The organism is Amycolatopsis sp. PSD-21 (genome assembly GCF_055561455.1).
Window position 1 is genome coordinate 1,757,203 of the sequence record NZ_CM145712.1, and the last position, 26,317, is coordinate 1,783,519.

Annotated in this window: 22 protein-coding genes; 13 read left to right on the forward strand and 9 right to left on the reverse strand. The window is 70.5% G+C overall.

The annotated features are described in order from the left end of the window. Positions 1–45: 45 nt before the first annotated feature. The 3 genes from ACZ1DY_RS08675 to ACZ1DY_RS08685 all read right to left on the reverse strand — a co-directional run bounded on the left by ACZ1DY_RS08675 (position 46) and on the right by ACZ1DY_RS08685 (position 4,673). Positions 46–1,296: a lanthionine synthetase C family protein gene (locus tag ACZ1DY_RS08675; protein WP_091679561.1), complete on the reverse strand. Its 1,251-nt coding sequence runs from the start codon at positions 1,294–1,296 to the stop codon at positions 46–48. Further along, positions 1,293–4,406, reverse strand: a complete 3,114-nt coding sequence (locus tag ACZ1DY_RS08680) for a lantibiotic dehydratase (protein WP_186361385.1) — start codon at positions 4,404–4,406, stop codon at positions 1,293–1,295. The genes ACZ1DY_RS08675 and ACZ1DY_RS08680 overlap by 4 nt, the downstream gene beginning before the upstream one ends. An 81-nt stretch (positions 4,407–4,487) precedes the next feature. Continuing rightward, on the reverse strand, positions 4,488–4,673 hold the full coding sequence (locus ACZ1DY_RS08685; RefSeq protein WP_009151814.1) for an FxLD family lanthipeptide: 186 nt from the start codon (positions 4,671–4,673) through the stop codon (positions 4,488–4,490). A gap of 450 nt (positions 4,674–5,123) precedes the next feature. On the opposite strand from ACZ1DY_RS08685, the gene ACZ1DY_RS08690 reads away from it, so the two are divergent. From ACZ1DY_RS08690 to ACZ1DY_RS08700, 3 genes are read left to right on the forward strand one after another with little or no spacing between them, the layout of a single operon-like run. Further along, entirely contained in the window at positions 5,124–6,407 is a 1,284-nt protein-coding gene (locus ACZ1DY_RS08690) for a helix-turn-helix domain-containing protein (protein WP_112276300.1), read from the forward strand. A 14-nt stretch (positions 6,408–6,421) separates the two neighbouring features. Further along, a complete protein-coding gene (locus tag ACZ1DY_RS08695) occupies positions 6,422–6,781 on the forward strand; it encodes a hypothetical protein (protein ID WP_073575400.1) in 360 nt (119 codons plus the stop codon). After that, complete coding sequence (locus tag ACZ1DY_RS08700; RefSeq protein WP_113694550.1) at positions 6,774–7,289, forward strand: NUDIX hydrolase; 516 nt, start codon at positions 6,774–6,776, stop codon at positions 7,287–7,289. Before ACZ1DY_RS08695 ends, ACZ1DY_RS08700 begins: the two co-directional genes overlap by 8 nt. Before the next feature lie 514 nt (positions 7,290–7,803). Here the strand turns inward: ACZ1DY_RS08700 and ACZ1DY_RS08705 are convergent. Next, a complete protein-coding gene (locus ACZ1DY_RS08705; RefSeq protein WP_005456771.1) occupies positions 7,804–8,211 on the reverse strand; it encodes a bacteriophage spanin2 family protein in 408 nt (135 codons plus the stop codon). A gap of 100 nt (positions 8,212–8,311) precedes the next feature. Then, on the reverse strand, positions 8,312–9,361 hold the full coding sequence (locus tag ACZ1DY_RS08710) for a TerC family protein (RefSeq protein WP_005456772.1): 1,050 nt from the start codon (positions 9,359–9,361) through the stop codon (positions 8,312–8,314). A gap of 269 nt (positions 9,362–9,630) precedes the next feature. On the opposite strand from ACZ1DY_RS08710, the gene ACZ1DY_RS08715 reads away from it, so the two are divergent. Together ACZ1DY_RS08715 and ACZ1DY_RS08720 are read left to right on the forward strand one after the other, a co-directional pair. Continuing rightward, entirely contained in the window at positions 9,631–10,128 is a 498-nt protein-coding gene (locus ACZ1DY_RS08715; protein WP_005456773.1) for a hypothetical protein, read from the forward strand. 175 nt (positions 10,129–10,303) lie between these two features. Beyond that, positions 10,304–10,696: a helix-turn-helix transcriptional regulator gene (locus tag ACZ1DY_RS08720; RefSeq protein ID WP_246106882.1), complete on the forward strand. Its 393-nt coding sequence runs from the start codon at positions 10,304–10,306 to the stop codon at positions 10,694–10,696. 409 nt (positions 10,697–11,105) lie between these two features. Here ACZ1DY_RS08720 and ACZ1DY_RS08725 read toward each other — a convergent pair whose 3' ends face one another. Continuing rightward, complete coding sequence (locus ACZ1DY_RS08725) at positions 11,106–12,116, reverse strand: TerC/Alx family metal homeostasis membrane protein (protein ID WP_225950578.1); 1,011 nt, start codon at positions 12,114–12,116, stop codon at positions 11,106–11,108. Between the two features lie 214 nt (positions 12,117–12,330). Here ACZ1DY_RS08725 and ACZ1DY_RS08730 point away from each other — a divergent pair, with 214 nt between their 5' ends. Continuing rightward, complete coding sequence (locus ACZ1DY_RS08730) at positions 12,331–13,647, forward strand: bifunctional folylpolyglutamate synthase/dihydrofolate synthase (protein WP_005456777.1); 1,317 nt, start codon at positions 12,331–12,333, stop codon at positions 13,645–13,647. A gap of 152 nt (positions 13,648–13,799) precedes the next feature. Then, complete coding sequence (locus tag ACZ1DY_RS08735) at positions 13,800–14,915, forward strand: L-threonylcarbamoyladenylate synthase (RefSeq protein ID WP_005456778.1); 1,116 nt, start codon at positions 13,800–13,802, stop codon at positions 14,913–14,915. On the opposite strand, the gene ACZ1DY_RS08740 is transcribed toward ACZ1DY_RS08735, so the two are convergent. The 3 genes from ACZ1DY_RS08740 to ACZ1DY_RS08750 form a co-directional block, all read right to left on the reverse strand. Further along, entirely contained in the window at positions 14,820–16,208 is a 1,389-nt protein-coding gene (locus ACZ1DY_RS08740; protein WP_005456779.1) for a UDP-N-acetylmuramoyl-tripeptide--D-alanyl-D-alanine ligase, read from the reverse strand. The genes ACZ1DY_RS08735 and ACZ1DY_RS08740 overlap by 96 nt on opposite strands. 72 nt (positions 16,209–16,280) lie before the next feature. Further along, on the reverse strand, positions 16,281–17,150 hold the full coding sequence (locus ACZ1DY_RS08745) for a DUF6671 family protein (protein WP_005456780.1): 870 nt from the start codon (positions 17,148–17,150) through the stop codon (positions 16,281–16,283). After that, positions 17,150–17,449, reverse strand: coding sequence for a helix-turn-helix transcriptional regulator (locus ACZ1DY_RS08750; protein WP_005456781.1), 300 nt, complete (start codon positions 17,447–17,449; stop codon positions 17,150–17,152). The genes ACZ1DY_RS08745 and ACZ1DY_RS08750 overlap by 1 nt, the downstream gene beginning before the upstream one ends. 117 nt (positions 17,450–17,566) lie before the next feature. Between ACZ1DY_RS08750 and ACZ1DY_RS08755 the strand changes: the two genes are divergently transcribed. The 6 genes from ACZ1DY_RS08755 (at position 17,567) to ilvD (ending at position 26,300) form a co-directional block, all read left to right on the forward strand. Further along, positions 17,567–18,034 (forward strand): hypothetical protein, encoded by a 468-nt coding sequence (locus tag ACZ1DY_RS08755; protein ID WP_043536456.1) that lies wholly within the window; start codon positions 17,567–17,569, stop codon positions 18,032–18,034. After that, positions 18,031–19,614, forward strand: coding sequence for a proton-conducting transporter transmembrane domain-containing protein (locus ACZ1DY_RS08760; protein ID WP_091679436.1), 1,584 nt, complete (start codon positions 18,031–18,033; stop codon positions 19,612–19,614). The genes ACZ1DY_RS08755 and ACZ1DY_RS08760 overlap by 4 nt, the downstream gene beginning before the upstream one ends. A 154-nt stretch (positions 19,615–19,768) precedes the next feature. Then, positions 19,769–22,399 (forward strand): DUF2309 domain-containing protein, encoded by a 2,631-nt coding sequence (locus ACZ1DY_RS08765; protein WP_005456785.1) that lies wholly within the window; start codon positions 19,769–19,771, stop codon positions 22,397–22,399. A 91-nt stretch (positions 22,400–22,490) separates the two neighbouring features. Beyond that, positions 22,491–23,090 carry a hypothetical protein gene (locus ACZ1DY_RS08770; RefSeq protein WP_005456790.1) on the forward strand — a complete coding sequence of 200 codons (600 nt, stop codon included), beginning with the start codon at positions 22,491–22,493 and terminating at the stop codon, positions 23,088–23,090. A gap of 46 nt (positions 23,091–23,136) precedes the next feature. Further along, positions 23,137–24,582, forward strand: coding sequence for an NADP-dependent isocitrate dehydrogenase (locus tag ACZ1DY_RS08775; protein WP_005456797.1), 1,446 nt, complete (start codon positions 23,137–23,139; stop codon positions 24,580–24,582). Positions 24,583–24,617: 35 nt separating this feature from the next. Next, the gene (ilvD, locus tag ACZ1DY_RS08780; RefSeq protein WP_005456798.1) at positions 24,618–26,300 is read left to right on the forward strand and encodes a dihydroxy-acid dehydratase; all 1,683 of its coding nucleotides are present in this window, start codon (positions 24,618–24,620) and stop codon (positions 26,298–26,300) included. Positions 26,301–26,317: the final 17 nt, after the last annotated feature.

Below are 26,317 nucleotides of genomic sequence, written 5' to 3' on the forward strand. Positions count from 1 at the left end.
CAGCGCGGAATCTCCTCTCGGTCGGACGGATCGCGTTCGGACGGATCAGGTGATGAGCAGGCCGGTGCCCCAGCCTGTCGCGGGCTCGATCTCAGCGGCGAGGGCAGCTAGGCCGACCCCGGCAGCGCCTTCGAGGAAGCCGGGGCCTTCGGGAACGGCCTGGGCGCAGGCGCGGTGCAGCATCTCGGTGGCCAGCGCGCGGAGTCGGGAAGCGGCCGGCTCCGGTGTGTCGATGGCGGTATGAGCGGTGATCCGGGCGAGTCCGGCGTAGCCGTGGCACAGCGAAGCGTCGCTGATCAACGCATCCTGTTCCGGGTCGGTCACCGCACTGATCACGGCTTCCTCGGCGATCTGGCGGCGATCGGCGTCGTCGAGGGCCAGGGCGGCGAGGTGCAGGGTGCGGGCGATGCCCGCTGTTCCGTAGCACCAGCTCGGGCGTCGGCTGGCCCCGCTGTGCCGCACGTACATCGGCGTCGAACGCGCCTCGTCTCGGGTGACCATGTAGGGCCACCGGTGCCCGCTCGGAGTGCTTATGCGCCAGGAGTCCAGCCACGCGCAGATCGTCGCGACGGCCTGGCGCTGCCCGTCCACGGCGATGCCCCGGCGCAGGGCCTGGGCCAGCAGTGCCAGCGGGCCGCCGATGCCGTGTGCTACGCCGAAGTTGCCGTGGCCTCCGGGGAACTCGTCGTCCTCGTGGCCGGTGGGACCGGTGAGGGTCCACCACCCCGGCAGGGCCTCTCCTTCGACCATCACCGGTTGGGTGAGCCGCACGAGGGCGCCCAGAACGGCCGGCAGGGCGGTGCCGTCGGGGTCGTGGTGCAGCAGATGGGCACCGAGACCAGCGAGGCCCCGAATCGTGTCGAACTCGGCCATCTGCGGCAACATCCCGACGACGTCCATGCGCTCGTGGGCCTTGTCGACGCGGTTGTGGGCGTCGGCGGCGATCTGCCGGGTCAAGGGCGTGAGGGCGGACTGGTACGTGCCGGGACGGACTGTGGCGGCTCCCGCGAGGGCGCGCGCGACTGCCGGCGCGCCGTAGAACAAGCCGGTGCTCGCTCCGGCGGTGATCGGCTTGCTGGTGACGGCGGTCAGCCAGTCATGGGCGCGGTCGAACGGCCGTATCCCGGCGGCTGCCAGCTCGATGTGCAGCAGTGCCACACCAGGAGCGCCGTGGGCGAGGGATTGGTGCCACCACGGCTCGTCCGTGGGCAGGTGGGGGGCGTCCGGCCGGGCGAGGCGATCGGCGATCCCCGTCGCGTACTCGACCGCGGCATCCGAGGCGAGGTCGGCGTTCATCGCGGTCCTCCGGTGCGGGCGGCGAAGGTCAGGGCCGCGGTCCGGGCCAGGTAAAGGCACACCGCCTTGTCGTCGGGCTCGATGCCGTAGGCCCGCAGGAAGTGCGTGTGCAGCAACGAGCCCAAGGCGGCGTCCGGGTCGACGCCCTCGGCCTCAGCCCCGGACAGGTGCGCTCGGTAGGCAGCTACGGTCTGGGCGCGCTCGGCCCATGTCGCGACGACCGAAGCCGCACCCGGCGTGCTGCGCAAGGCGCGGAAATTCTCGGAGGGGTCGGCGAGGCATTGTGCCTCGGTGAACACCGGCCGGGGCACGACGGTAGGAGGTTTGGCCGGGACATGGTCGACCAGCCACCGCATCCCGGCCTCGGTCCCTCCCATGAAGGCGACGGCGATGGCGGCGAAGTTCGCCGCGGCCAGAGCATGGTCGTGCGGTCGCGCGGGCCAGGCGAGCTCGGCGAGCACGGCGCGGGAGTCAGCGGTGAAGAACGCCTCGACGGCTGATAGTGCCGCACCTGAGCCCCAGCGGCCGGTCTCCGGGTAGGAGGTCGCGAAAGCGATGTCGCGCAGCAGGCCGAGGCGGCGGAGCCGGTCGGCCCAGGCGCTGACCCGGCCGGCCGCCTCGCCGAACACCACTGGCTCAGTGCTGAGGAGACTGATCCGCAAGCGCAGGTAGTGCTCGTTGCCCTCGCGGAATCGCAGAAACCACCACCGCGGTTGGGCATCGCCCCACTCCGCCAGCAGTGCGGGCAGGTGCTTGGCGAGCACGGTGTTGTGACGTTGCGGGTCGCCGTAGAGCTTGGCGAACAGCATGGGGGAACCACCCGGCGACAGCCCGTGCTCACCTGGCCGGACGATCCGCTGGGGCGTCGGGCGCGGTGGCCGCGTCGTGGCCTGCGGCTGACAGCTGGCCATGGGCACGACGACGTCGTGAGCACGGCCATCGAGCCATCCGGCGGCGTCCTCAGCGGGTCCTTCCTCCAGCACCGCGTGGGGGTGGGTACCGAGGTGCTCGCGCAGCAGGACCCGGTGTGCGTCCTCGACGAGATCGAGCGGCAACCGCCAGTCCCCGTCGACCAGGAACACCGCCTGCGGGAGGCGGCGGCGGGTGCGCCACTCGGCCAGGGCGCTGTCCCAGGTCGCCCAGCTGGAGGTCCGGTCGGGAAGGTCGGCTGCGGCCAACCGCCACCGGGCCGGGGACAGCACGATGCGGCCGAAGCGCAGCCGAGGAAGAAACGGCAACGTGGCCGCCGTGCCCCAGTCGAAGTCGGTGACCTCCGCGCAGTGTGCGCGGGTCAGTTCGACCAGGAGGCGGGCCAGCGGCGGAGTGTGTTTGCGTAGGTTGAGTGCGTGCAAGCCCCACGCTTCGACCCTCGCGCCGAGGGCGGGTGCGGTCAGATACAGGCGGTCGCTGTCGCAACTGACCGCCAAGTCCGCCGCCGTGAGGACCGCCGTTGACGCGGCGGTGTCGCGGTGTTCGGCGAGGCTGACGATGGTTGGCAGGACCTGGGCGCTGCGGGCGACGTGTGCGGTGGCGGGGTCCAGAGGCGGGAATGACAACTGGGCCTGGATTACCCCGTCAGACGCGGGCGGGGCGAGCGGCGTGATCAGCATTCGGCGGTCGTGTTCGTCGAACAGGTGCAGGAAACGGCCGCTGACGACGCCGGCCGATCGCGAGACTGAGGTAACGACGAGCTGGAAGTTGCCCTGCTTCAGGGCTTGCAGGCTCGGGGAGTCGACACGGGCGCACAACTCGAGGTGCGAGGGCAGCCGCATCGAGTGCACAGGCGCCAGCTCCAGCTCGGCGATCAACCTCTCGCCGAGGACGACCTCTTGCTGACCGTCCAACGCGGCGGCCTGGGCCAACGCCAGCAGCCGTTCGTCCCGAGGCGTCTGCTGGGGTCGTGTGACCACTCCGCTGGTGCCGGGGTAGCCGTCAGGCCAGCCGATCCCGCTGTCGGCAATGACCTCGAGCAGTGGCACCTGTGCGCCGGTGCCGAACCGCTGGTAGAAGCGTCGGTGGAAGTCCGCCCAGGCTGCCGTACCGCTGGCGCGGGAGGTCAGGCGCGCCAGGACCAGCGCGGCACGTTCCGCTTCGCGGGCGACTGCGCTGGGGAGCACGACGTCCAGGTCCAGCCGCAGGTCGACCGTGACTGGGCTCCGCCGTGACGGAGCCAGGCGGCTCATGGACGCGGCGGCGTCGGTCCGTAGCCTGCGCCGCGCTTCCGCTGGGCTGTTCCGATGTCGCCGCAACATGTCGTGGATGTCGTTCAGCGTCATGCACCGCTCGGTGGCAGCCTCGCCGACCGTGGCCAGCTCGCGCACCAAGTGGCCAAGTGCGTCGGGCTCCGTGCTCGGCGCATGGAGGTTGGTGACGAGCACGCGACGAGCGACCAACGTGGCCAGCAAGCCGGTCACCGTGCTCCCGGCGGTGCTCGGGAACTCGGCCTGTACCTGCTCGCGCATGTCATCGAAAGGAATCGGTGTCCGCGCAGCTCGCACGGCCGCGCGCACCGGGCCGGTGTAGCGAAGTTCGACTTCGACTGCGCCGGTGCCTCGATGGTTGACGGTCGGCTGGTACGGAACCACAAGCCGCTCACCGCGCACCATCAACGTGGAGTTCGCGACGAGGACCAAGCGCTCCAGGATCTCGGCCTGACCTTCCAACCGTCGGATGACCTCGGCCAGCCACCCGGCGTCGGCCGCAGCGTCCGCGCGATGATCATCACCCCAACGCTGAGAGGGATCCGCGTCGAACCGCGCGGCGGTGACCCCGGCGAACAAGCCGTTGGGAGTCGGACGGCCGGTCAACCGTGCCAGGTACCGCAGAACGGACAGCACCACGCGCCGGGATTCGCGCTCGCTGGCAACCTGAGCGCCACACAGGTTGTGGACGCGGTCAGCAAGGACAGGGCTGGCCAGGCCGATGGCGTCACGGACGGCTTCGACCTCCCACACTTCGCGCAGCCAGTCCACCCACGCGGTGACGGCGTCGGCCCCGGTCGCGGTCAGCGTCGGCCACGGCGGAAGTTTCAGCTCGCCCTCTGCAACAGCCCGGACCAACAGGCCACCCGCGGCTCGAAAGCCGACGCGGTCGGGCAAGGCCGTGGACACGGGACACCTCTCCAAAGCGACGGATGGAAACCGGACGCCCGCCCAAGAAGCCCCTGGCGGGCGTCCGGTCGCTCGTGACAATCAGGCGGCGCTGATGCAGGTCGACTTCTCGCACGTCGTCCCGCAGCCGTCATCCGTCATGTTGATCAGATGCGCCGGGTCCACCACCTCGACCAGCGTGATGTCGAGGTCGAACTCCGAGCCCATCTCGACCTCCGCGGCGGGCGTGGCCACCGTGGTCGGCGACCACTCCATCTGAACCGTCACAGATCCTCCTTCGTGGGTTTTACGCTCCGAGTCCCGGCGAGTCGGCCGTGACTTCGCCCGCCAGGCGGACCAGCCCGGAACTCGACCGAGGTACCGAGCGCTCCCGCCAGCACACCCGCGAGCGGAATTCCATCGAAGTGGAGGGCAGTCCTACCACCACACACCCCTCGACGGCACGTCCCGGTGAAAGACGCTTCCGGATACTCGGGCTGCGCCGAAGCGGAAGCTCGCCCGGACCGCAGCGATATCAGTCAAACCCCTGGTGATCAACGATAGCCAGAGCGCCGACGCGGCGTCGATGAGGCGGCAATGAGGCGTCATCACCTCTGACCTGCATAAACGCCTTTTCAGAGGCGGTAGTCCGAACGGGTACAGCTCGCCGAGCGGGTGATCAGCCTTGACCCGTAGCTGGCTATCGTGGCAGGTGACCGACGGGGTGAGGTGGTGTTCATGAGTGACCGACGAGATGCCTTCGCCGCGCGGCGTGAGCAGATGGGCTACACCCAGGAGAGCTTCGGCGCGGCGGTGGGCGTGGAGTTCTCCACGGTCGGACGCTGGGAACGCGGCACCCTGACCCCGCAGCCGTACCGTCGACCGTGTTTGGCTAAGACCCTCGATGTGAGCCTCGACCAGTTGGATGCGTTGCTCACGCCGAACCGGCAAGCTTCTACCGTTGCCACTGAACCAGCCGACCCTGCGGAGGCCGACGACATGAACCGTCGTGACCTGCTGCGCTTGTTCAGCATGACCGGCGCGTTGCTCGCGCTGCCTGCTGGCGAGACAGTACTCGGCGACGTCGACCGGCTCGCCGCCACAGCTCACGCGGGCACGGTGGACACGGCGGGAGCAGCGGAGTTCGCCCAGCTCAACTCCCACCTGTGGCGCGTGTACGCACTGTCGCCGACCAAGGCCCAGGTGCTGCCGCTGGTCCGAGCCCAACTCGGTGTACTCAGCGACTCCTTGCGACGACCGCAGACACCGACCATCCGACAACGGCTCTGCGAGCTGACCGCCGACCTCTTCCAGTTGGCGGGGGAAATCTTCTTCGACGGCAACCGATACACCGACGCCGCTCACTGCTACACGCTTGCGGCAACAGCGAGCAAGGAGGCCGTCGCTTCCGACCTGTGGGCCTGCGCGTTGACCAGGCATGCTTTCGTCGCCGTGTACGAGCGCCGATTCGCGGATGCCGCGCCGATGCTCGACGTGGCCGCCACCATCGCACGTCGAGGCGACCCCAGCCTGTCGACCCGACACTGGGTCGCCGTGGTGCAGGCCGAGACCTTCGCCGGCCTCGGCGACTTTGACTCCTGCCAACATGCCCTCGACACCGCTGCTGAGGTCCAGCGCCTACGGGGCCAGGTGCACAACGGCGGCTGGCTCCGGTTTGATGGCTCCCGCTTGGCTGAAGAACGCGGAACCTGCTACGTCACGCTGGGCCGCCACGACCTAGCTGAAGCGGCTCTGGTCGACGCCCTGCAGGGCACCTTGACCGCCCGCCGGAAAGCAGGCGTCCTGACCGACCTGGCGATGATCGGCGTGCACCGTCGCGACCCGGACCAGGTCGTCACCTACGCCGACACCGTCCTGACTACCGCCCGCCAGACCCGCTCGGGGGTCATCGCACAGAAGCTGCGGGTCCTTCAGCCACACCTTGCTTCCTTGCTCAACGACCAACAAATCCAGCGACTCGATGCCGAGATCACCAAACTCGTCGGCAACCGCGCCGCGTGATGGAGGACGACCGAATGCACAACGACCGTGGCCGCGTGTTCCGCGAGGCGTGGATCGCCGGAGTCACCAAGCACTACCCCGGTGAGCCGAAGCCTGGCTACATCACCCCGTGGGACCAGACCCCCGACTGGGAACGCGACGCCGCGACCGCCGTGTACGACCAGGTCGTCGCCTTCATCAAGGCCACCGACGGCGCCACCACCAAACTGACCCCAGACCAGAAAGGCCGCTTTGTGGCGTTGTGCTGGATCGGCCAGATCTTCAAGCACTTCCCCGAGCCGAAGCCGTCGTACGTCGCGGACTGGAACGATTTGCCGGACTGGCAGAAGGCGACGGATATCGACATCTTCGAGCGCATCGAACGCGATGCCTGACCAGGCGACGATCGACGCTGCGGCCGTCGATGCTCGCCTTGCCGAGACCGAGTACGACGACGCTCAGGCGTGGCTACACGCACGTTCGACCGCGTTGGAGCCGCTCGCAGCCGAGGTCTGGGTCACCGACCCGGAGCACCGCCACGTGCTGCTCGTGCGGCACCGGGTGCGAGGCTGGGTACCGCCTGGCGGAACCGTCGAGCCAGGCGAGACGCCTCGAGCCGCAGCAGCCCGTGAACTCTTGGAGGAGACCGGCCTGCTGGGCGAGCTGCTGTCAGTGCCGGCGGCCGTCGCTGTCCGCTCTTTCCGCGCCGACTGGACGCCAACGCTGAGCCTGTCCTACGGAGCCGTCATCAACCGCGACGCGCCACTCGGCGGGGAGAAGGGACAGCCGCCGAAGTGGGTCGACCTGGACGAATCGTGGGAGAGCGTGTTCCCCGAGGATCGCGACCGAATCCGCGCGTATGTGCGCAGGCTCGCGGCAGAGCACGCGGTCGAGGCGCGCTGATCCTGTCGGGCGGGGCTTTAGTGTCAACGGCGGGCGAATCTTGACCCCCTGGCGGCACCTGGGTTAGGCGCCACGCCGGGGTCAGTTTTCACGCGCCGTCGACAGCTTTAGTTGGTGGCGGCCCCTGCGGACATGCACAGATCGTCCCAAGCACCATCCCGCTCTGGCGTTTTCATGGGCGGTCTGGGTCGCACGTCCGGACGTGAACGTCCGCCGTTTCGTCGTTGACATGGCCGCTGATCAGGTCCGATCAACGCCGGGTAGCGTGGGTGCGCTAGCGAATCTGGGAGTGATTATGGCGATACGACGAGATGCTCTCGCAGCACGGCGCGAGGCTCTCGGCTTCACCCAGGAAACCCTCGCCCAGGAGCTTGGGGTGGAGCTCTCGACAACCTGACCTCGCCTGCGAGTGGGCCGCTCACCTGGAAGGGAGGGACGACCGACGAACGTTCAGCGGGGTCGCCGACGGTGCTCATCACGGGCTGCTTCCTGTCGTGCCCGTGACCCTACTTGGTCAGGGCGCGCAGGCGGTGGTGAGCGCGGCGGCCTGATCGGCCCTGGTCTGCAGCCAGGCGGCTGGAGCACTGGTGAGGGTGTCCAGGGTGGCCGTCTGCAGGGTGGCGGCCAGGTCGGTGATGGCGCGGCCGATGTCGGTGTCGCTGGTGGTCGCGGCCAGGTCGGTGAGCTCGGTGGCGGTGGTGTGCGCCTGGTCCAGTGCGGCCTGCGGTGCGCTGAGGTCGGGCGGGTTGGCGACCAGTGCCAGCGCGTCGCTACACACCTCGGCGGCGGCGACCGCGCCGGTCACGGTGTCCGCGGCCGAACCGGCGGTGTCGCCGGCCTGCTGGACAGCGCCGCAGCCGCTGATCGCCGCCACGACGCCCACGCCGAGCAGCACAGAGGTCCATCGAGTCGAGATGCGCATGAGCGGGTTCCTTTCCGGATGGGCTGGGTCTGTGGGGTGGTGCCGCCCACCGCTGGTGGGGGGAGTGAGCGGTGGGCGGCACCGGGGCGGTCGACGCGCGTCAGTCGCGCGTCGACAGGCCAGTGGGCGAGGACGGGGCCGTCTCGGCTGCGGCCGCCCCGGTTTGGGCTGGCTCGGTCGTGACCGTGTCGGGCTCCGCACCGGCCAGCGAATCGGCAGAGGCAGCCGCTGGGGTGGCCGGGGTGGTGCGGGTGCGGATCCAGCTGGCCGTGACGGCGACGGCGAGCAGGAGGGCGACCACGGCCAGCGAGAACCAGGTGGGGATCTTGTAGAGGTCGAGCAGCAGCATCTTGATGCCGACCCACACCAGCACCAGGGCGAGGCCTAGCTTGAGGTAGATGAAGCGGTGCATCAGGTCGGCGAGCAGGAAGTACATGGCGCGCAGGCCCAGGATGGCGAAGGCGTTGGAGGTGAACACCAGGAACGGCTGCTGGGTGATGGCGAAGATCGCCGGGATGGAGTCGACGGCGAAGACGATGTCGGTGACCTCGACCAGCACCAGCACCGCCAACAGAGGGGTGGCCACCCAGCGCCCGGCCTGGCGCACCAGGAACTTCTGCCCGTGGTACTCCTCGGTGGTGGGGATGACCTTGCGGAACAGGCGCAGCACGACGCTGCGGTCGGGGTCGATGGTCTCGTTGCGGTGCACGGCCATCCGGACACCGGTGGCGACCAGGAAGGCGCCGAACACGTACAGGATCCAGGCGAAGGACGCGATGAGCACCGAGCCCGCGGCGATGAACACCGCCCGGAACACCAGTGCGCCGAGCACGCCGTAGAACAGCACGCGGTGCTGGTACTCGCGGGGAACGGCGAAGTAGCCGAAGATGATCGCGAAGACGAACACGTTGTCCACCGCGAGGGACTTCTCGATCACGTAGCCCGCGAAGTACTGGGCGGCGAACTCGCTGCCCCACGCCCACCACACGATCGCGCCGAACCCGAGGCCGAGCGCGACCCACACCGCCGACCAGGCGGCGGCCTCGCGGACCCCGACCACGTGTGCGCGGCGGTGGGCGAACAGGTCGATCGCGAGCATCACCAGGATCACGCCGAGCACCGCGGCCCACGCCCACAACGGAACAACCACAGTCAAGCACCTCCGGTCACGTCGAGTGAAACCGGAGGTCTCCCCAACCGCCAGAGCACGTGCGCTGGGTCCGGTGGCGCCGGGACCGGGCAGCCATCGAACTGCCGTAATGACGATCCCGGACGTGGTGGGTACTCCCCTCCGCACCACCAGAATGACGAAATACGGTTCGCCTGTCAAGGCTTGACTGGCGAACCGTACTTCGTCAATCTGGAAATGAGGCCAGCGCGCGGCCTCCTCGATCCGTGCCGTGGAAAGCAGGTCCGCTGATGCCCGCCCAGTGCACAACCCTCGTCTGCGTCGTCGACGCCACCGATCCCGCGCCGGCCGCCGAGCTGCCCGCGGCGGTCGAACTGATCGCCGACCACGGCCACCTCGTGCTCGCCGTGCTGCACCCGCCGCCGGGGCTCACGCTCAACGCGCGGCTGATCGCCTGGCAGCAGGTCCGCCGGGAGCAGGTCACCGCCGCGGCGCTCGCTCCCGCGCTGTCACGGCTCCCGTCATCCGGGCTGGCCGAGCGGGGCGTGCGGATCCACACCACCGCGTGGCATCACCGTCGCGGGCCGGGCGGCCGGCATCGGCGCGTGGCCGCCGCCCTGCTGCGACTGTGCCGAGTGCACGACGCCGACGTGCTCGTGTTGCCCGCCCATCCTCGCGCCGAGCTCCTCACGCCTGCGACCTGCCAGTACCTGCTCGGCCTCACTCAACCTCGGCTGCGGATCCGCCGCGCAGACGAGCACACCCTGCCCGACGCGATGCTGGTCTGATCACACCCGGTCGAGCAGCTCCCCGCCGATCCGGACCCCGCGCCGACAGCGGCATCGAGAGTGGAAGGAATGCCTTATGGTCGGCCCCATGCGGCCTGCCGAACCCCCACCCGACCACGCCCTCCCCACCCCAGCGGGCTCGGATCCCACCGACTCCGGCACGGTGGATTCTGGCGTGGTGGATGCTGGTGCGGAACCGGCCGACGCCGCCGCGTCGCAGACGCCAGGGTCGTGGATGTTCCTGAGCAACCACGCCCACGTGCTGCTCTGCCTGGCCGCCGACCCGCACCAGACCCTGCCCGTCATCGCCCAGAAGGTCGGCATCACCACCCGCGCCGTCCAGCTCATCCTCACCGACCTCATCCAGGGCGGCTACATCGAGCGCACCAAAGTCGGCCGCCGCAACCACTACCGCATCAACCCCGACGGCCATCTGCGCCACCCGCTGGAAGCCCACCACCGCATCGCCGACCTCATCACCGCCGTCGGTCCCGCCACCCCTGACGATGCTCGTGATGCTTCGGCTGACGGCGCCTCGACTCCTCCGCGTCGTCGCCGCACCGGATAACTCGCCACCCTTGGTAAACGAACCACAGTTCGTCATTCTCGACGTTGAGGGGGAGTACCTCAACGACCAAGCCCCGCGTCGTCAACACGATCTGGCCGACCCGGATCCGGCGCAGGCACCCGCCGCCCCACCGCGCGGGTCCAGGAAACCTCACGCCACCGACGCCAGCACCACCAAGCACGCCCTGGCAAGGGCTACGTGGCGTGGCCGGGCGGTGTGCGGACAGGACCTCGCGACGACCAGCGCCCCTCTCGCTTCGCACCCCACACTGACACGCCACCCGGGACGGCGTGTGTTCATCGTGGCGGGCGGGGCGGCACCAACGCTGCGCAGGTGATGACCAACGCCAGCAGAATGAGTGCCGTGACAGCGATGTCGATGAGGAATCCGGTGAGCATGGTGAACATGGTCAGTCCTTCTCAATCACGTGCTGCTCGGCTCGGCGGCGGGTGCGCAGGCTCGCCGCGATGACGACGGCGAGGATGGCCACGATGACAGCGAGGGAGACCGGCGTGGGGATCTGCGGGGTGGCCGGCCAGATTCCGTGGGCCCAGTGCAACACCAGTTTCAGACCGATGAACGCGAGAATGACCGCCAGGCCGTGGTTGAGATAGACGAGCTTGGCCAGCGTGGCGTGGAGCACGAAGTAGAGCGCGCGCAGGCCGAGCAGCGCGAAGGCGTTGGTGGCGAATACCAGGTAGGGGTCCGCGGTGATGCCGTAGACCGCGGGGACCGAGTCCACGGCGAACACCACGTCGGTCACGAACACCGCGGCGACCACCACCGCAAGCGGCGTGAGCGCGCGTCGTCCGTGCTCCCGTACGGTCAGCCGGGTGCCTCGGTAGTCGTCGGTGACGGGCATGAACCTGCGGAGCAGTCGCACGATACGCATCTGGGATACGTCGCGGCCCGCGAAGGCCGAACCGGTGTGCACCTCGTGCAGGATCTTGCCCGCGGACACGAGCAGGATCAGGCCGAAGAGGAGGAACGCCCAGGTGCCTGCCTGCAGCAGCGCCGCGCCCGCCGCGATGAAGATGCCCCGCAGGACCAGGGCACCGGCGATGCCGTACAGCAGCACCCGTTGCTGAATGGGGGACGGGACCGCGAACCCGGCCAGGATCAGCATGAACACGAACAGGTTGTCCACCGACAGTGACTTCTCCACCACGAAGCCGGTGATGAACTCCAGTGCCGGCCCGCTGTCGAACACCGCCCACAGCCAGATCCCGAACAGGACGGGCAGCGTGAGATAGAACACCGACCAGCCAATCGCTTCCCGTATCGACACCTCGTGGGGACGGCGGGTGACGGCGAAATCGGTGACGAGGAGGCCGAGTATTACGGCGATGCTGGCGACCCACAACCAGGGCGACCCGATCGACGAGGACCCCACCGAGTCGGCGGGCGCGGCCACGGACAGAGACGACACCACGGGATGAAAGGGCACGAAGACCTCCGCGCACGGACGACGTTCGAGGTCTCCTTCACCCTGGTGAGGGCGGTCGCCCGGGGACACCATGGGGTGTCCGTATTGACCAGGCAGACACTTAGGGAAGTACTCCCCTCTGCACGCAGTGTCACTGGCCGGAATGTGGCTGTCAAGGTTGATCGGGGGTGGATCTAGGATCGGTGGCGTGAGGCGCGCCGGGGTATGGCAGTGGCTGGACGGTCACGTCGACCATGAGCGGGGGGTGGGGGTCGCTGCTGGTGGGGTGGTGTCGCAGGCCCCGACGACCGTGGTCATCGAGCGGCTGCTGCGCACGCTCGGCCGGCCCGAGCAGCGGGTGCCGGTGATCCTGGTGGCCGGCACCAACGGCAAGAGCACGACCGCCCGGATCCTGGCCGCGGTGCTGGCGGGCAGTGGACTGCGGGTCGGGTTGTACACCAGTCCTCATCTGCACCGGCCGCAGGAGCGGATCACCATCGATGGTGTCACGATCACCGACGACGAGTTGGCGGCGGTGCTCGACCCGCTGGTGGCGGACGAGCGCACCGCGTCAGAGCTGGGGCGGCCCAGTTGGTTCGAATTGATGACCGCGGCCGCGGTGGGCTGGTTCGCCGACCAACGTGTTGATGTCGCGGTGGTCGAGACCGGTCTGGGTGGCAGCGGCGACGCGACCGCCGCGCTCGGCGCCGGCCTGGTGGTGGTCACGTCGGTGGGCGTCGACCACGTCGAGTACTTCGGTGACACGCGGTGGGACAACGCCGTGGCTGAGGCTGGCGCGGTTCCTGAGGGCGCGACCGTGGTGCTAGCCGAAGCGGACCCGGCCATGCACCCGCCGTTCCTGGGCCGCCGCCCCTCGCGCGTGGTGACCGTGGATCGTGACTTCGGCGTGGCCGCCGACGCGCCGGTCGCGGATGGCCGGACGGTGTCGCTGTTCACGCCCGGGGCGACTTATGACGACGTTTTCCTGCGTCTGCTGGCACCGTGGCAGGCGGCGAACGCGGCGACGGCGTTGGCCGCCGCCGAGGTGTGGCTGGCCCGGCCGGTGGCCGACCAGGTGGTGCGGGCGGTCTGCGGGGCGCTGCGGGCTTCGGGCCGCTTTGAGCTTGTCCACACCCCCGGCCCTGTGCTGATGGACGGCGCCCACAACGAGGAAGCGGCCACCGCGCTGGCACGGGCGCTGCGGGAGCGGTTCGACGGCGTCTCCCGCACCGTGGTGGTCGGTATGACCGGGACCCGCGCGCCGGAGGCGTTTCTGAGTGCCCTGGGGGTCGGGGCTGGTGACTGGGTGATCTGCACCTCGCCCCGGACACCGCGAGCGGTGCCGCTCGCCAGGCTCGCCGCCGCCGCGCGGGCGGTGGGCGCAGGATCGGTCGCGGTCGAGGCGGATGTGGGTGATGCGGTGCGCCGCGCGGCGGCGGCGAATGATAGCACGCTCACGGTAGTTACCGGGTCGCTCTATGTGATCGGCGAGGCGCTGCCCGTCGTGCGAGCGCTGGTGACGTGACCACCCGTGCTGCCCGGGCTGAGCGCCGCGCGTGCTGATCGGGAAGAGAGGGTACGAGATCCGGTCTCGAAATGGGTCCGGCGGCGCGGGGGCAACGGTGATCGCGCGAGCCGGTGGTGTGTCAGACTGCAGTGGTGAGGGGTGAACGGGTGATGTCGGATCAACCAGGCATCGCGCCTGAGCGCGTGGGACTCGATGTGGAACGCGCTGCTGGCACCCTGCGCGCGGGTGGGCTGGTCGCGTTCCCGACCGAGACCGTGTACGGGCTCGGCGCGGACGCGGAGAACGTCGACGCGGTGGAGCGTGTCTTCGCCGTGAAGGGGCGGCCCTCGACGCACCCGCTGATCGTGCACCTCAGCGGGGCGCGTCAGCTCCCCGACTGGGTCGCGGAGGTGCCCGACGCGGCGCGCCGCGTCGCTGACCGTTTCTGGCCTGGCCCGGTGACCCTGGTTCTTCGTCGGGGCCGCCGTGTTCCCCGCGCGGTCACCGGCGGTCTGGAGACGGTCGCGCTGCGGGTGCCCGACCATCCGGTCGCCCGCGCGCTGCTCACGGCGTTCGGTGGCGGTGTGGCGGCGCCATCGGCCAACCGTTTCGGCTCGGTCAGTCCCACGGCGGCTGCTCATGTTGGCGACGGGTTGGGCGCCGACGTCGACTACGTGCTGGACGGCGGCCCCTGTGCGGTGGGTGTCGAGTCCACGATCGTCGACCTCACCGGCGCACCTGCGATACTGCGCCCAGGCGGCGTGACACGAGAGGATCTTGAGCGCGCACTGGGTTGCTCCGTGCCGGTGCGGGCGAGGAGTGCCGTACGCGTTCCGGGCCAGCATCCGTCGCACTACGCGCCGAGGGCACGGGTTGTCCTGGTCGAGCCGGGCCAGGTGATCGGCCACGCCGAGTACCTGGCAGCGCAGGGCCGGCGCGTCGGCGTCCTGCTGCCGCCCGAGTTCGCGGGCGGTGCCGGTGCGTGTGCCGGGCAGCGCGTTATCGCGGTGCCGGACTCGGGTGCGCGGTACGCGCGGCGGCTTTTCGAGTTCCTCCGTGACTTCGACCGGCATGAGTGCGAGGTCGTGGTGGCCTCGGTTCCTACCCCGGACGGGCTCGGATTGGCGATCGCGGATCGGCTCCGCCGAGCGGCCGGGTCGCGCAGCCAGACGGCCGCGACTCCGGGCTGCTCAGCGGTTGCTGAGCGCGGCGACGAGGTGTTCGAGGTGGGCGGCGCGGGATGCTTTGATCAGGACGAGATCGTCGGGACGAAGGATTCGACTTAGCACGTCGTGGGCGGCCTGGCTGTCGGGAACGGCGATGATGTCGAGGGTGCTGTGCTCGGTGTCGGCCGCGTCGGCGATCAGAGGCGCGGTCCGGGTGCCGATGGTGATCAGGACGTCGAGGCCGGCGCGTGCGGCGAGCACGCCGAGGTGGTGGTGGGCGCCAGCGGCGTGGTCGCCGAGGTCGGCCATCTCGCCGAGGACGGCGATCCGGCGGCGGGCGGACATGGTGCTCAGGGTGGTCAGCGCGGCGGCCATGGAGTCGGGGTTGGCGTTGTAGGCGTCGTGGAGGAGCGTGACCCCGTCGCCCCGCACGATGGTTTGCATGCGCCCGCCGCTGGCGGGTTCAGCGGCGCTCAGGGCATCGGCGATGGTGTGGTGGTCAAGGCCGAGGCCGAGGGCGAGGGCGGCGACGGCGAGGGCGTTGCCGACGTGGTGCCGGCCGGTCAGGCGGAGCGTGACGGGTGCCGTGCCCTCGGGAGTGTGCAGGGTGAAGCACGCCCGGCCGCGCGGCGTGACGTGCACATCTCGGGCGTATACGCCGTTGGGGTGGGGGCGCTGGCTCCACCAGCGGGTGCGGGCGGGGGTGAGCGGGGCCATCGCGGCGACGAGCGGATCGTCGGCGTTGAGGATGGCCAGCCCACCGTGGTCTGCAGAGGGGAGCCCGGTCAGTAGTTCGCTTTTGGCCGCGGCGATCCCGGTTTGCCCGTCGGGGTATTGACCGAGGTGGGCGGTGCCGACGTTGAGCACGACCCCGACGTGGGGGGTGACCAGGCCGCACAGGTAGCTGAGGTGTCCACGGCCCCGGGCGCCCATTTCCAGGATGAGGTAGCGGGTGTCGGGGGTGGCGCGCAGGACAGTGAGGGGAAAACCGAGCTCGTTGTTGAAGGAGCGGTCTGTGGCGGCGACCGGGCCGTGGTGTGCCAGGACCTGGGTGGCGAGATCTTTGGTCGTGGTCTTGCCGTTCGACCCGGTGATGCCGATCACGGTGGCCGGCAGTCGGTCTGCCACGTGGCGAGCCAGGTCGCCGAGCGCGCGGGTCACGTCGGTGACCTGGACGGCAGGGGCGGGCACCGGGCGTGCGGCCAGCACCAGGGCGGCTCCCGCGGCGAGGGCCGCTGATGCGTGGTAGTGCCCGTCGGTGCGCCGGCCGGGGAGGGCGGCGAACACGCCGCCGGGGTGGACCTGGCGGGAGTCGATGCTGGCGGGTGCGGTCACCAGCAGCGACGGGTCGGTCCCCGGGACGAGGTGACCGTCGGTGGCCGCGGCGATCGCGGCGGCGGTCAGGGGGATCATCGTGGTGACGCTCCTTCGGACGTGCAGTGGCTGGGGCCGGCCGGGTGGGTCTGCGGGGGTGGTGTCCGGGGGTTACGGGTTGCAGCATTCGCAGAACGTGGGATCGGCACGTCGTTGGCCGTCATCGCGAGGGTGGCGGCCGCGGTGCGGGCAGCGGGCACACCCGTGGATCGTTGCCAGGGTCAGGCGGGTGGGCTCGCCACACGTGCCGCAGGGCAGACCAGGTTCGCGGTCCACCGGGCCGAATCCGGGGGTGCCGCAGGCCGGGCACAGGGTGGCCAGACGCGAGGCGAGTTGGTGGGCGAGCACGCTGATCTCCCGCATGCGGGTGGGGTTGACGTGCGCGCGCATGTCGGTCTCCAGTCGCGCCAGGCCATCGGTGGAGTGCGCGGTGCACCGGCTGATCGCCGCATCGAGGTCGGCACGGGTCTGGATGCCCTTGCAGATGGGGCCTGGAGCCCGCACGTCGGCGGGGCTGTGGGGACGGACGATGACCGCGTGGGCACCGAAACCGACGCGCGCCAGGTAGGCGTCGGTTTCCTCGTCGAGGCGGCGGGTCGTGGTGTGGCTGAAGTTCGTCGGTGTGGTTCGGCGCTCCAGGATGCAGACGTCCCGCACCGTGTCGAGGAAGGCGAGGATCTCCTGGCCGGCGCTCAGCATTGGCGCGACCGGGTGCGGGCCGAAGGAGCCTTCGCTGGCCACGGCGAGTCCGAGGCCGGTCGACTCGATCGCGAGGCGCGCCTTGCGGACCGCGGTCTCGGCCGCCGACCCGGCGCGGGGGATCTCACCGGTGAAGGTGCCGAGCTGATCGGTGTCCACATCGTGGGCGAGCACAAGCCGCATGCCGGGGATCCGCGCCAGGGCGGCAGCGAGGGCTCGCTGCTTGCCGTGTCGGGTGGCCATCGCGACCGGTGCGCCCGCGTAGGGGTGCACGGCGAGCATTACACGAGGTTGCCGGATCGGGCGTCGATGCCGGTGAGCAGGGCCACGAGCTGCCCGATGGCGGTGTCACGGTCCATCGGGTGCCGCAGCGGCAAATCCGGATGCAACCGGTACCGGTTGCGCCGCCCCTCCCTGGTGCGTTCCAGGTAGCCCGCCTCGACGAGGTCGGCCACGATGCGCTGCGCCGCCCGCTCGGTGATGCCCACCACCTCGGCCACATCCCGCAACCGAACTTGTGGATCCCGCACCACGCACAGCAGTACGTGGGCGTGATTGGTCAAGAACGTCCACTCCTGCATGGCCGCAACTGTACCTCGTCGGGGGTAACGCATGTCACGCTTGCCAAAGCACGTCATCAATGTCGTATGATTCATATCGCGTATTAGAACACAGGTCATTGGTAGCGTGCTTGGGAGGTGGGTGTCATGGGCGACGAGGAGATGGCGCTCCCGTGGGAGAACCTGCTGCGGGAGGTGGGCGCGGTGGTCGACGCCGAGATGGCGGGCGTACTGACCGGCGAGCGCGCGGCCGATGAGGTGGCGCGGCGCTGGGCGCACCGGTGGGCCTCGCCGCCGCCGGACGTGGTGATCGACACCAGCCCGCCGGGCGTGCGGCGGGGGGCCGCGCAGAGCGTGGGTGCCTACATCGCCCGGGAGCTGGAACGGGGGCGGTCGCTGTACTGCGTGGTCCACGACGAGTTCGTCCGGGTGCGGATCGGGGGTTTCGACGGGCGTGCGTTGCCTCCGCATTGCCTGGAACACCTCGGTTCGCCGCCCGAGCCCGCTGCGGGCACCGGTGCTGAGCCGCGCGCCACCGACCTCGCCGGAGCCCCGGCGACGCGCGGCGCGGCGGCGCGCGCGGGTCAGGAAGGTACGACGGCGTGACAGGGGTGACGCTGCTCGTTCTGGTGGCCCTTCCCGCTGTTGCGGCCATGGCCGGGTCGATCCGGCGGCTACGAAGCTTGGCGCCCGCGTTGGGTGCGGGTGCGGCGCTGGTGGCCACCGCGCTGGCGGGGACGCTGGCCGTGACGGTGGTAGTCGGCGGGCCGGTGGCGATGGTGCTGGCCAACCCGGACGGGCGAGCCTGGACCGGGCTGGTGGTCGACCACGTCGGGGCGATCGTTCTGCTGCTGGTGTGCACGGTCAGCGCCGTGGTCCAGGCGTTCGCCCGCCGCTACCTGCACGGCGATCCGGCCGCGGCCCGCTTCGCTGTCGCGGCGGGGGCGCTGACCGCCGCGACCACGGTGATGGTGACCGCGGCGACTCTCGTCACCCTGGCGGTGGCGTGGACGCTGACCGGGGTGATCTTGTGCCGTCTGGTGGGGATGTATCGGCCGGCGCCCTCGGCCGTCGATGCCGCACGGCGCACCACCCGTGCCGTCGTCGCCGGGGACGCCGCGTTGTGGACTGGGGTTGTCCTCGCGGTCACGGTCTGGGGGGATCTCGACCTGCGCCACCAGGGCGACGCGGCCCTCGGCGGTGCGGTGGGCACGGTGGTGGCCTGTTCGCTGGTGGTCGCCGCGGCCGTGCGGTGCGCGCAGCTGCCCTGGCACCGATGGCTGCCGGCGACCCTGGCGGCACCGACCCCGGTTTCGGCTCTGCTGCACGCCGGCGTGGTCAACGCCGGCGGGGTGCTGCTGGTGAAGCTGTCGCCGATCGTCGGTGCCGCGCCGGTGGCGACACACCTGGCGTTCGCCATCGGAGCCGCCAGCGTCGTGGCCGCCACCGCGATCATGCTGACCCGCCCCGACATCAAAGGGGCGCTGGTGCACTCCACGATCGGGCAGATGGGGTTCATGCTCATGACCTGCGGGCTCGGCCTCTACGCCGCGACGGTGGTGCACCTGGTGGCGCACGGGCTGTTCAAAGCCACCCTGTTCCTCGGCTCGGGGTCGGCCGTGCAGCGGCACGCTGGCCACACTGCGGCTCCTCCCGCGCCTCGGTTGGCTCCTGCCCGCGCAGCGCAGGTCGCTGTCCTCGCCGGGGTCGCCGCCGTCGCGGCGGTCGGGGTGGCGGCCTGGTTGCTACCCCTTCATGCCGGTGGCGTCGCGTTGTCGCTCTTCGCCGTGGCCACCGCCGCGCGGCTGGCGTGGGGCTGGCTGCGTCGTCACCCGACCGGCGGCGCGCTGGTCACGGTGGTGATCGTGCTGCCGGGCGTGGCGATCGGGTACCTGGCCCTGGTGGGCGCGGTCACCGAGCTCCTGGCCCCGAGCCTGCCCGCAAGCGGGCCCGCCGCTGTCTCGGCCTGGGTTCTCGCGACCGTGGTGGCGGTGCTGGCGGCCGGTGCGCTGCTGCTCCACCTGGCACCCGCGGTCGGTCTGGGCCGGTGGCGCGACCGGCTGTACGTGGCGGCGTTGTCCGCCGGGCAGCAGCGCACGTACACCGCCGCCTGGGGTCACCCGCCATGGCTGGTACCGACACCGCGTCCGCGGCCGGTTCCCCAACTGGAAGGAGCTCGGGCGTGACTCGCCCCCACGCGCTCGACGGCATCCCGCGCAAGCGGGTCGCCGCCATGACAGGTGAGTCACCGGCTGTCCCGCACGCGTGGCTTCCCCTGTTCTCCACGGTCGCACGTTCCGCCACTTGTCGCGTCGTGCTCGCGCAGGAGGGTTCACACTCATGACCACCGGCCCCGCCACCAACCTCGCCCCCGATGCCGTCTCTGACGTCGCCACACAGCAGGCGGCAGTGCGCGCCGAGATCGCCGACGCGGCCGGATTCCTGGCTCCGACCTGGCCATTGGCGGACTTCATCGCGGTCAACCCGTTGTCCGGCCTGCTGGACCGCCCGTTCGCCGACGCGGCCACCACCGCCGCGGATCTGCTCGGAGCACGAGTCACCCCAGACGAGACCTGGCTACGTGCCGCCTGGCAGCGCGGCCGGATCACCGACGACGACCTGCGCGCCGCGCTGGCCCGCCGCCACCCCACGGCGCTACAGCGGGGCCCGCTCACTCTCGGCAACCGCGCCTACGACCCGGTCGACCTGCTGGTGGCCGATCTGCACCAGGGCATCGCGTGTCCACCGCCGCGCCGTCAGGCACGCACCGCGGCCGAAGCACTGGCCCCGGAGGTGGCCGCCCTGCTCAACACCCACACGATCCAGTGGTGCGCGGCCTACCTGGACGAAGGCCAGTCCACCTGGCGGATGCCGGGTCGTGACCGCGGCTTCTACTCGGCGTGGCGGGCGCTGGCCGCCCATGACGGAACCTTGCCGCGGCCGGTGCGGGCGCGGCTGCGGCACCTGCCCGAACGCGCCGAGCACACCATCCTGGACGCGCTGGCCGCGCTCGGTGTCCCGGACGACCAGCGGACCCGCTACCTGCAGGCCCACCTGGCCTGCTTGCCCGGCTTCGCCGCCCACGTCCGGTGGCGCGGCGAGCGGCCCGACAGCGGCATCGACCTCGTCGACTACCTCGCGTTGCGGTTGGCCGTCGAAGCCGCCGCGCTCGCCGGCTCCCACGCTCCCGGCACAGCGTGGTCCTGGGCCTCCGCGAGCCGGTTCGACACCCGGCAGGCCACCGTCGACCCGCACGACCGGGCCTACCACCTGTTGGGAGCGCTGGAAGTCACCGACACCGATGCCGCCCAACGGAGCGAGCTGGTGGAGCTGCTCGACCAGCTGCCGATCCAGCAGCGGGCGCTGGTCTGGCTGGACGCCTACGAGGACCACTACCGGAGCCGGCTGCTGCTGCGCATCCTCGGCCGGCCCCAGCCCGAACTGCCCGAAGCCCCACCGCGGGCGCAGGTGGTGTGCTGCATCGATCCCCGCTCCGAAGGACTGCGCCGCCACCTGGAGGTCCTCGGCAGCTACCAGACCCTGGGCTTCGCCGGTTTCTTCGCCGTCGCCATGCGCTACCGCGACCTCGCCGGGGGTGCCGCTCGCACCCAGTGTCCCGGCCCGATCACGCCTCGCCACACCCTCACCGAGCACCCCGCCCCTGGTCGGCGGCGCGCGGCCGAGCGGTCACTGGCCGGCCGCAGGGTGCTCGCCGCCGCCGAGCACTCCCTGCACGCCGCCAAGGACGACCTGCTGGCGCCGTTCGCCCTCGCCGAAGCCGCCGGCTGGCTGGCCGGGCCGCTGGCCGCGGCCAAGACCTTCACTCCCCGTGCCGCCGGCGCCACAGGCGCGTGGTGGGCCCGCCGCATCACGCCCGAGCCGCAGACCGAGATCTCCATCGCCGAGGCGCTCACCCCCGAGGAGCGTGCCGCGACCGCCGAAACCATCCTGACGTTGATGGGCCTGACCCGCGGGTTCGCGCGGCTGGTCGTGTTCTGCGGGCACCGCGCCCACACCGACAACAACCCCTACCAGGCCGCGCTGGACTGCGGCGCCTGCGGGGGACATCCCGGAGGTCCCAACGCCCGCACGGCCGCCGCCCTGCTCAACGATCCGCAGGTCCGCCTTCACCTGGCCGACCGCGGCATCACCGTTCCCGACGACACCTGGTTCGTCCCGGCCGAACACGACACCACCACCGACACCGTACGCCTGCTGGACACCCACCTCCTGCCCGCCACCCACCGCCGCGACGCTGACAGGCTCACCGCCGACCTCCGCACGGCCGGCACCCGGCTGGCCGCCGAACGCTGCGCCATCCTGCCGGGCGCACCCACCCGGCCCCGCCCGCGGCACGCGGCGCGCCACACCCGCGCCCGGGCCCGTGACTGGGCCCAGGTCTTCCCGGAATGGGGTCTCGCCGACAACGCCGCCTTCCTCATCGCGCCCCGCGCCCTCACCCGCGGCATCGACCTGCACAGCCGCGTGTTCCTCCACGACTACGATCCCGACCTCGACCCGACCGGCACCGTCCTGGAAACAATCCTCACCGCGCCGCTCGTCGTCGCACACTGGATCAACAGCCAGTACTACTTCGCCACCGTCGACCCGCAGTCCTTCGGCGCCGGCAGCAAAACCCTGCACAACGTCACCGGTGGGGGCCTGGGCGTCATGACCGGCCACACCAGTGACCTCCAGCCCGGCCTGCCCTGGCAGTCCCTCACCGACGGCCACCACGCCCGACATGAACCGCAACGCCTGCTCGCCATCGTGCAGGCACCCCTGCCCAGGCTGGACACCCTCATCGCCCGCCACACAATGCTGCACCACATGTTCAGCCACGACTGGATTGGACTCGCCGCACGGGAACAGCCCGACGACCCGTGGCACCGCTACACCCCCACCGGGTGGCAGCCCTGGCACCCCAGCACCGACACGCCAGCACCGACATCCCGGCAGGCGCTCCCGTGACCGCTCCACACCACCCGATGGCGGCGTCCCACCCGGAACGACCTGTCCTAACTCCCCACGTAACAGAGCCGCTTGGAAAGAGAGGTACCCGATGAGCGCGCTTCTACTGATCTCAAGTGTGGACCACGCCGAGGTCGCCGTCGAGCAGGCGAGCGACTACCTGGTCCACCACCGGCGCTACGGCGGCGATCCAGCTCAGCGGGACGCCCTGCTCGGGATTTGGATCCGCCGCGAGCTTGACGCGGACCTGCCCACGTTGTTCCCGTGCGGCGAGCATGTGCAGACCTGCGGATGCGCCGTCGGGGACCCCACGGAAGGGCGCCCGCCAGCAGTGCCGGTGGGGATCCGGACCTCCTCCTCGGTGTCCGGGCTGTGGTCGCTGTGCTGGCTGGACGGTTCCGCCCTGCGCGAGGCACACAACCCCCACCAGCGACGGCGCCTGATCCTCGATGTCCTGGTGCAAGGCGCGGCGCCCGCAGCGAGCCTGCCGGGAGCGTTCTTTCCGGTCTTCGCGCACACCGACTCCCGCGACACCGTCCACGCCACCCTGACCGAACTCGGCAGCCGCTACCCGCGCCTGGTCGCGACCCACTGGTACATCGATGACCCAGAGCAGGGCATCAGTGGACCGTGCGGCACGACCAGCGCCGGATGCCGGCTCGCACGCGGCACCGCCACGACTCGCCCCTAGCCCATCCAGCGTCCCGTCCCGTCACGTCCTCGGTCTCAGGAGCAGCATGACCACGCATTCCACATCCGCACCGATCACCGTCGCCCACGGAGACGGAATCGGTCCGGAAATCATGGAAGCCACCCTTTCGGTGCTCAACGCCGCAGGCGCGGCCCTTGACATCGACACGATCACCATCGGAGAGTCGGTCTATCAGGCTGGCAACCCCGCCGGCGTCACTCCCGAGGCGCTCGAGTCGATCCGCCGCACGGGTGTGTTCCTCAAGGCGCCCATCACCACCCCGCAAGGCGGAGGGTTCAAGAGCCTCAACGTCACCGTGCGCAAGACGTTCGGTCTCTATGCCAACGTCCGGCCATGCGTCGCCTACGCACCGTTCGTCGCCACCAAGCACCCTGGCATGGACGTCGTCATCGTTCGGGAGAACGAAGAGGACCTCTACGCCGGCATCGAGCACCGCCAGACCGACGAGGTCGTGCAGTGCCTCAAGCTCATCTCCCGGCAGGGATGCGAGCGGGTAATTCGCTACGCCTTCGAGTACGCCACAGCCTATCGGCGAACCAAGGTGACAGCGTTCACCAAGGACAACATCATGAAGATGACCGACGGCCTGTTCCACCGGGTGTTCGACGAGGTCGCCGCCGACTACCCCGATATCCAGGCAGAGCATTGGATCGTCGACATCGGTGCGGCCAAGCTCGCCGACACCCCCGAGGCGTTCGACGTCGTCGTCCTGCCGAACCTCTACGGCGACATCCTCTCCGACGTCGCCGCCCAGATCGCCGGATCTGTCGGCCTCGCCGGAAGCGCGAACATCGGCGAGCGAGTCGCCATGTTCGAAGCCATCCACGGATCCGCCCCCCGGCGAGCCGGCCAAGACGTTGCGAATCCTTCAGGGCTGCTGCTGGCCGCGGTACAGATGCTGGTCCACATCGGACAAGCCGACGTCGCGAGCCGAGTCCACAACGCCTGGCTGCGGACCATCGAAGACGGCATCCACACCTACGACATCTACGAGCCCGATACCAGCACCTCCAAGGTCGGCACCACGGCGTTCGCGGCATCGGTCATCGACCGTCTCGGCCAAGAACCCACCCGGCTGCCGGCAACGCACTACGCCCAGCACAGGCCGATCACCGTCAAGCTCGCGGGCCGATCCGCTGCCGCCAAGACCCAGCTCGGCGTCGACGTGTTCGTCCACAGCCCAGACACCACCCCAGACGAACTCGCCGCCAAGCTTCGTCCGTTCGCCGCACCCCTGCACCTTGACATGATCTCCAACCGGGGACAGAAGGTCTGGCCAGGCGGCGCGCCCGAGACCCTGCTCACCGACCACTGGCGATGCCGCTTCCTCGACCCGCGCGGGACCACCACCGCCGCCGAGGTCGTCGCCCTCCAGGCCCGCATGGTCGAGCACGGCATCGAACCGATCAAGACCGAAGGACTCTACGCCTTCGACGGCGAACCCGCATTCACCCGAGGCCAGGGCCAATGAAGGGCCGAGCTGACCAAGCGAAGCCGGGAGAAGACATGGACCCGCGTCACCGTAGCCGAATCGTCACCGACGGCGTCACCCGAGCACCGGCCCGGGCGATGCTGCGGGCAGTCGGGTTCGCCGACGAGGACTTCACCCGGCCGCAGATCGGTGTGGCCGCGGCCGCCAACGACCTCACACCCTGCAACATCGCCCTGGACCGCCTGGCAGGCGCGACGGCCGACGGGGTCAGGAAGGCGGGCGGGGTGGCGATGCGGTTCTCGACCATCGCCATGTCCGATGGGATCGCCATGGGGCACCGCGGCATGCGCGCGTCCCTTCCCAGCCGGGACCTCATCGCAGACTCGGTCGAGTGTGTCATGGAGGCCGAACAACTCGACGCGATGGTCACCATCGCCGGCTGCGACAAGAGCCTTCCCGGGATGCTCATGGCCGCCGCACGCCTCAACGTACCCACGGCGTTCTTGTACGGCGGCTCCTCCCTCCCCGGGAGCTGGCAGGGTCGGCCGGTGACGATCCAGGACGTGTTCGAGGCCGTCGGCGCGCAGGCAAGCGGCCTGCTCAGCACCGACGACCTCGACGAGCTGGAGCGCGCCGCGTGCCCAGGAGCCGGATCGTGCGCCGGCATGTACACCGCCAACACGATCGCCGCCGAAGCCGAAGCCCTCGGTATCGCACTGCCCGGCTCGGCATCCGCCCCCGCCATCGACCCCACACGCCCCGGCATCGCCCACGACACCGGAGCGGCCGCCGTCGCCGCCCTGCGCGCCGGGATCCGCCCACGCGACATCCTCACCCGCGAAGCCTTCGAGAACGCCATCACCGTGGTCATGGCCCTGGGCGGGTCGACCAACGCCGCGCTGCACCTACCCGCCATCGCCCACGAAGCCGGCGTCCGCCTGACCCTCGACGACTTCGACCGGATCAGCCGACACACCCCCCACATCGCCGATCTCCGTCCCGGTGGGCGCCACGTCATGGCCGACCTGCACCAGGTCGGTGGCGTGCCCGCAGTGCTCGCCGCGCTGCTGGACGCCGGACTGCTCCACGGCGACTGCCTGACCGTGACCGGAGCCACCCTGGCCGAGAACCTCGCCGAACTCGCAGCCCCGAAACCCGACGGTACGGTCCTCCGAACGCCAGATGACCCGCTCCGCCCCGACGGCGGCCTGGCCATCCTCCGCGGGGCACTCGCCCCCAGCGGCGCGGTGGTCAAGATGGCCGGCCTGACCGTCGACCGCTTCCACGGCACAGCCCGGGTCTTCGACAACGAAGACGCCGCCATGGGCTACGTCTCAGGCGGTCGCCTCACCGCAGGCGAGGTGATCGTGATCCGGTACGAAGGCCCACGCGGCGGACCGGGAATGCCGGAGATGCTCGCCGTCACCGCCGCTGTCCGCGGCACCGGCCTGGGTGACCAGGTGGCGCTGGTCACTGACGGCCGCTTCTCCGGCGCCACCACCGGCCTCTGCGTCGGCCACGTCGCCCCCGAGGCCGCTGCCGGCGGGCCGCTGGCGCTGGTCGCCGACGGCGACCCGATCATGATCGACATCCCGGCACGCACCATCGATCTCGACGTCAACCCTGCCGAACTCGAACGACGCCGTCACCGCTGGCACCCACCCCCTGCCCCGACCGGCAACGGCTTCCTAGCCAAGTACAGCCGCCTCGTCGGCTGCGCCTCGCAGGGGGCGCTCGTCGGCGCCACCCCACGATGAGCAGCCCCACCCGACGC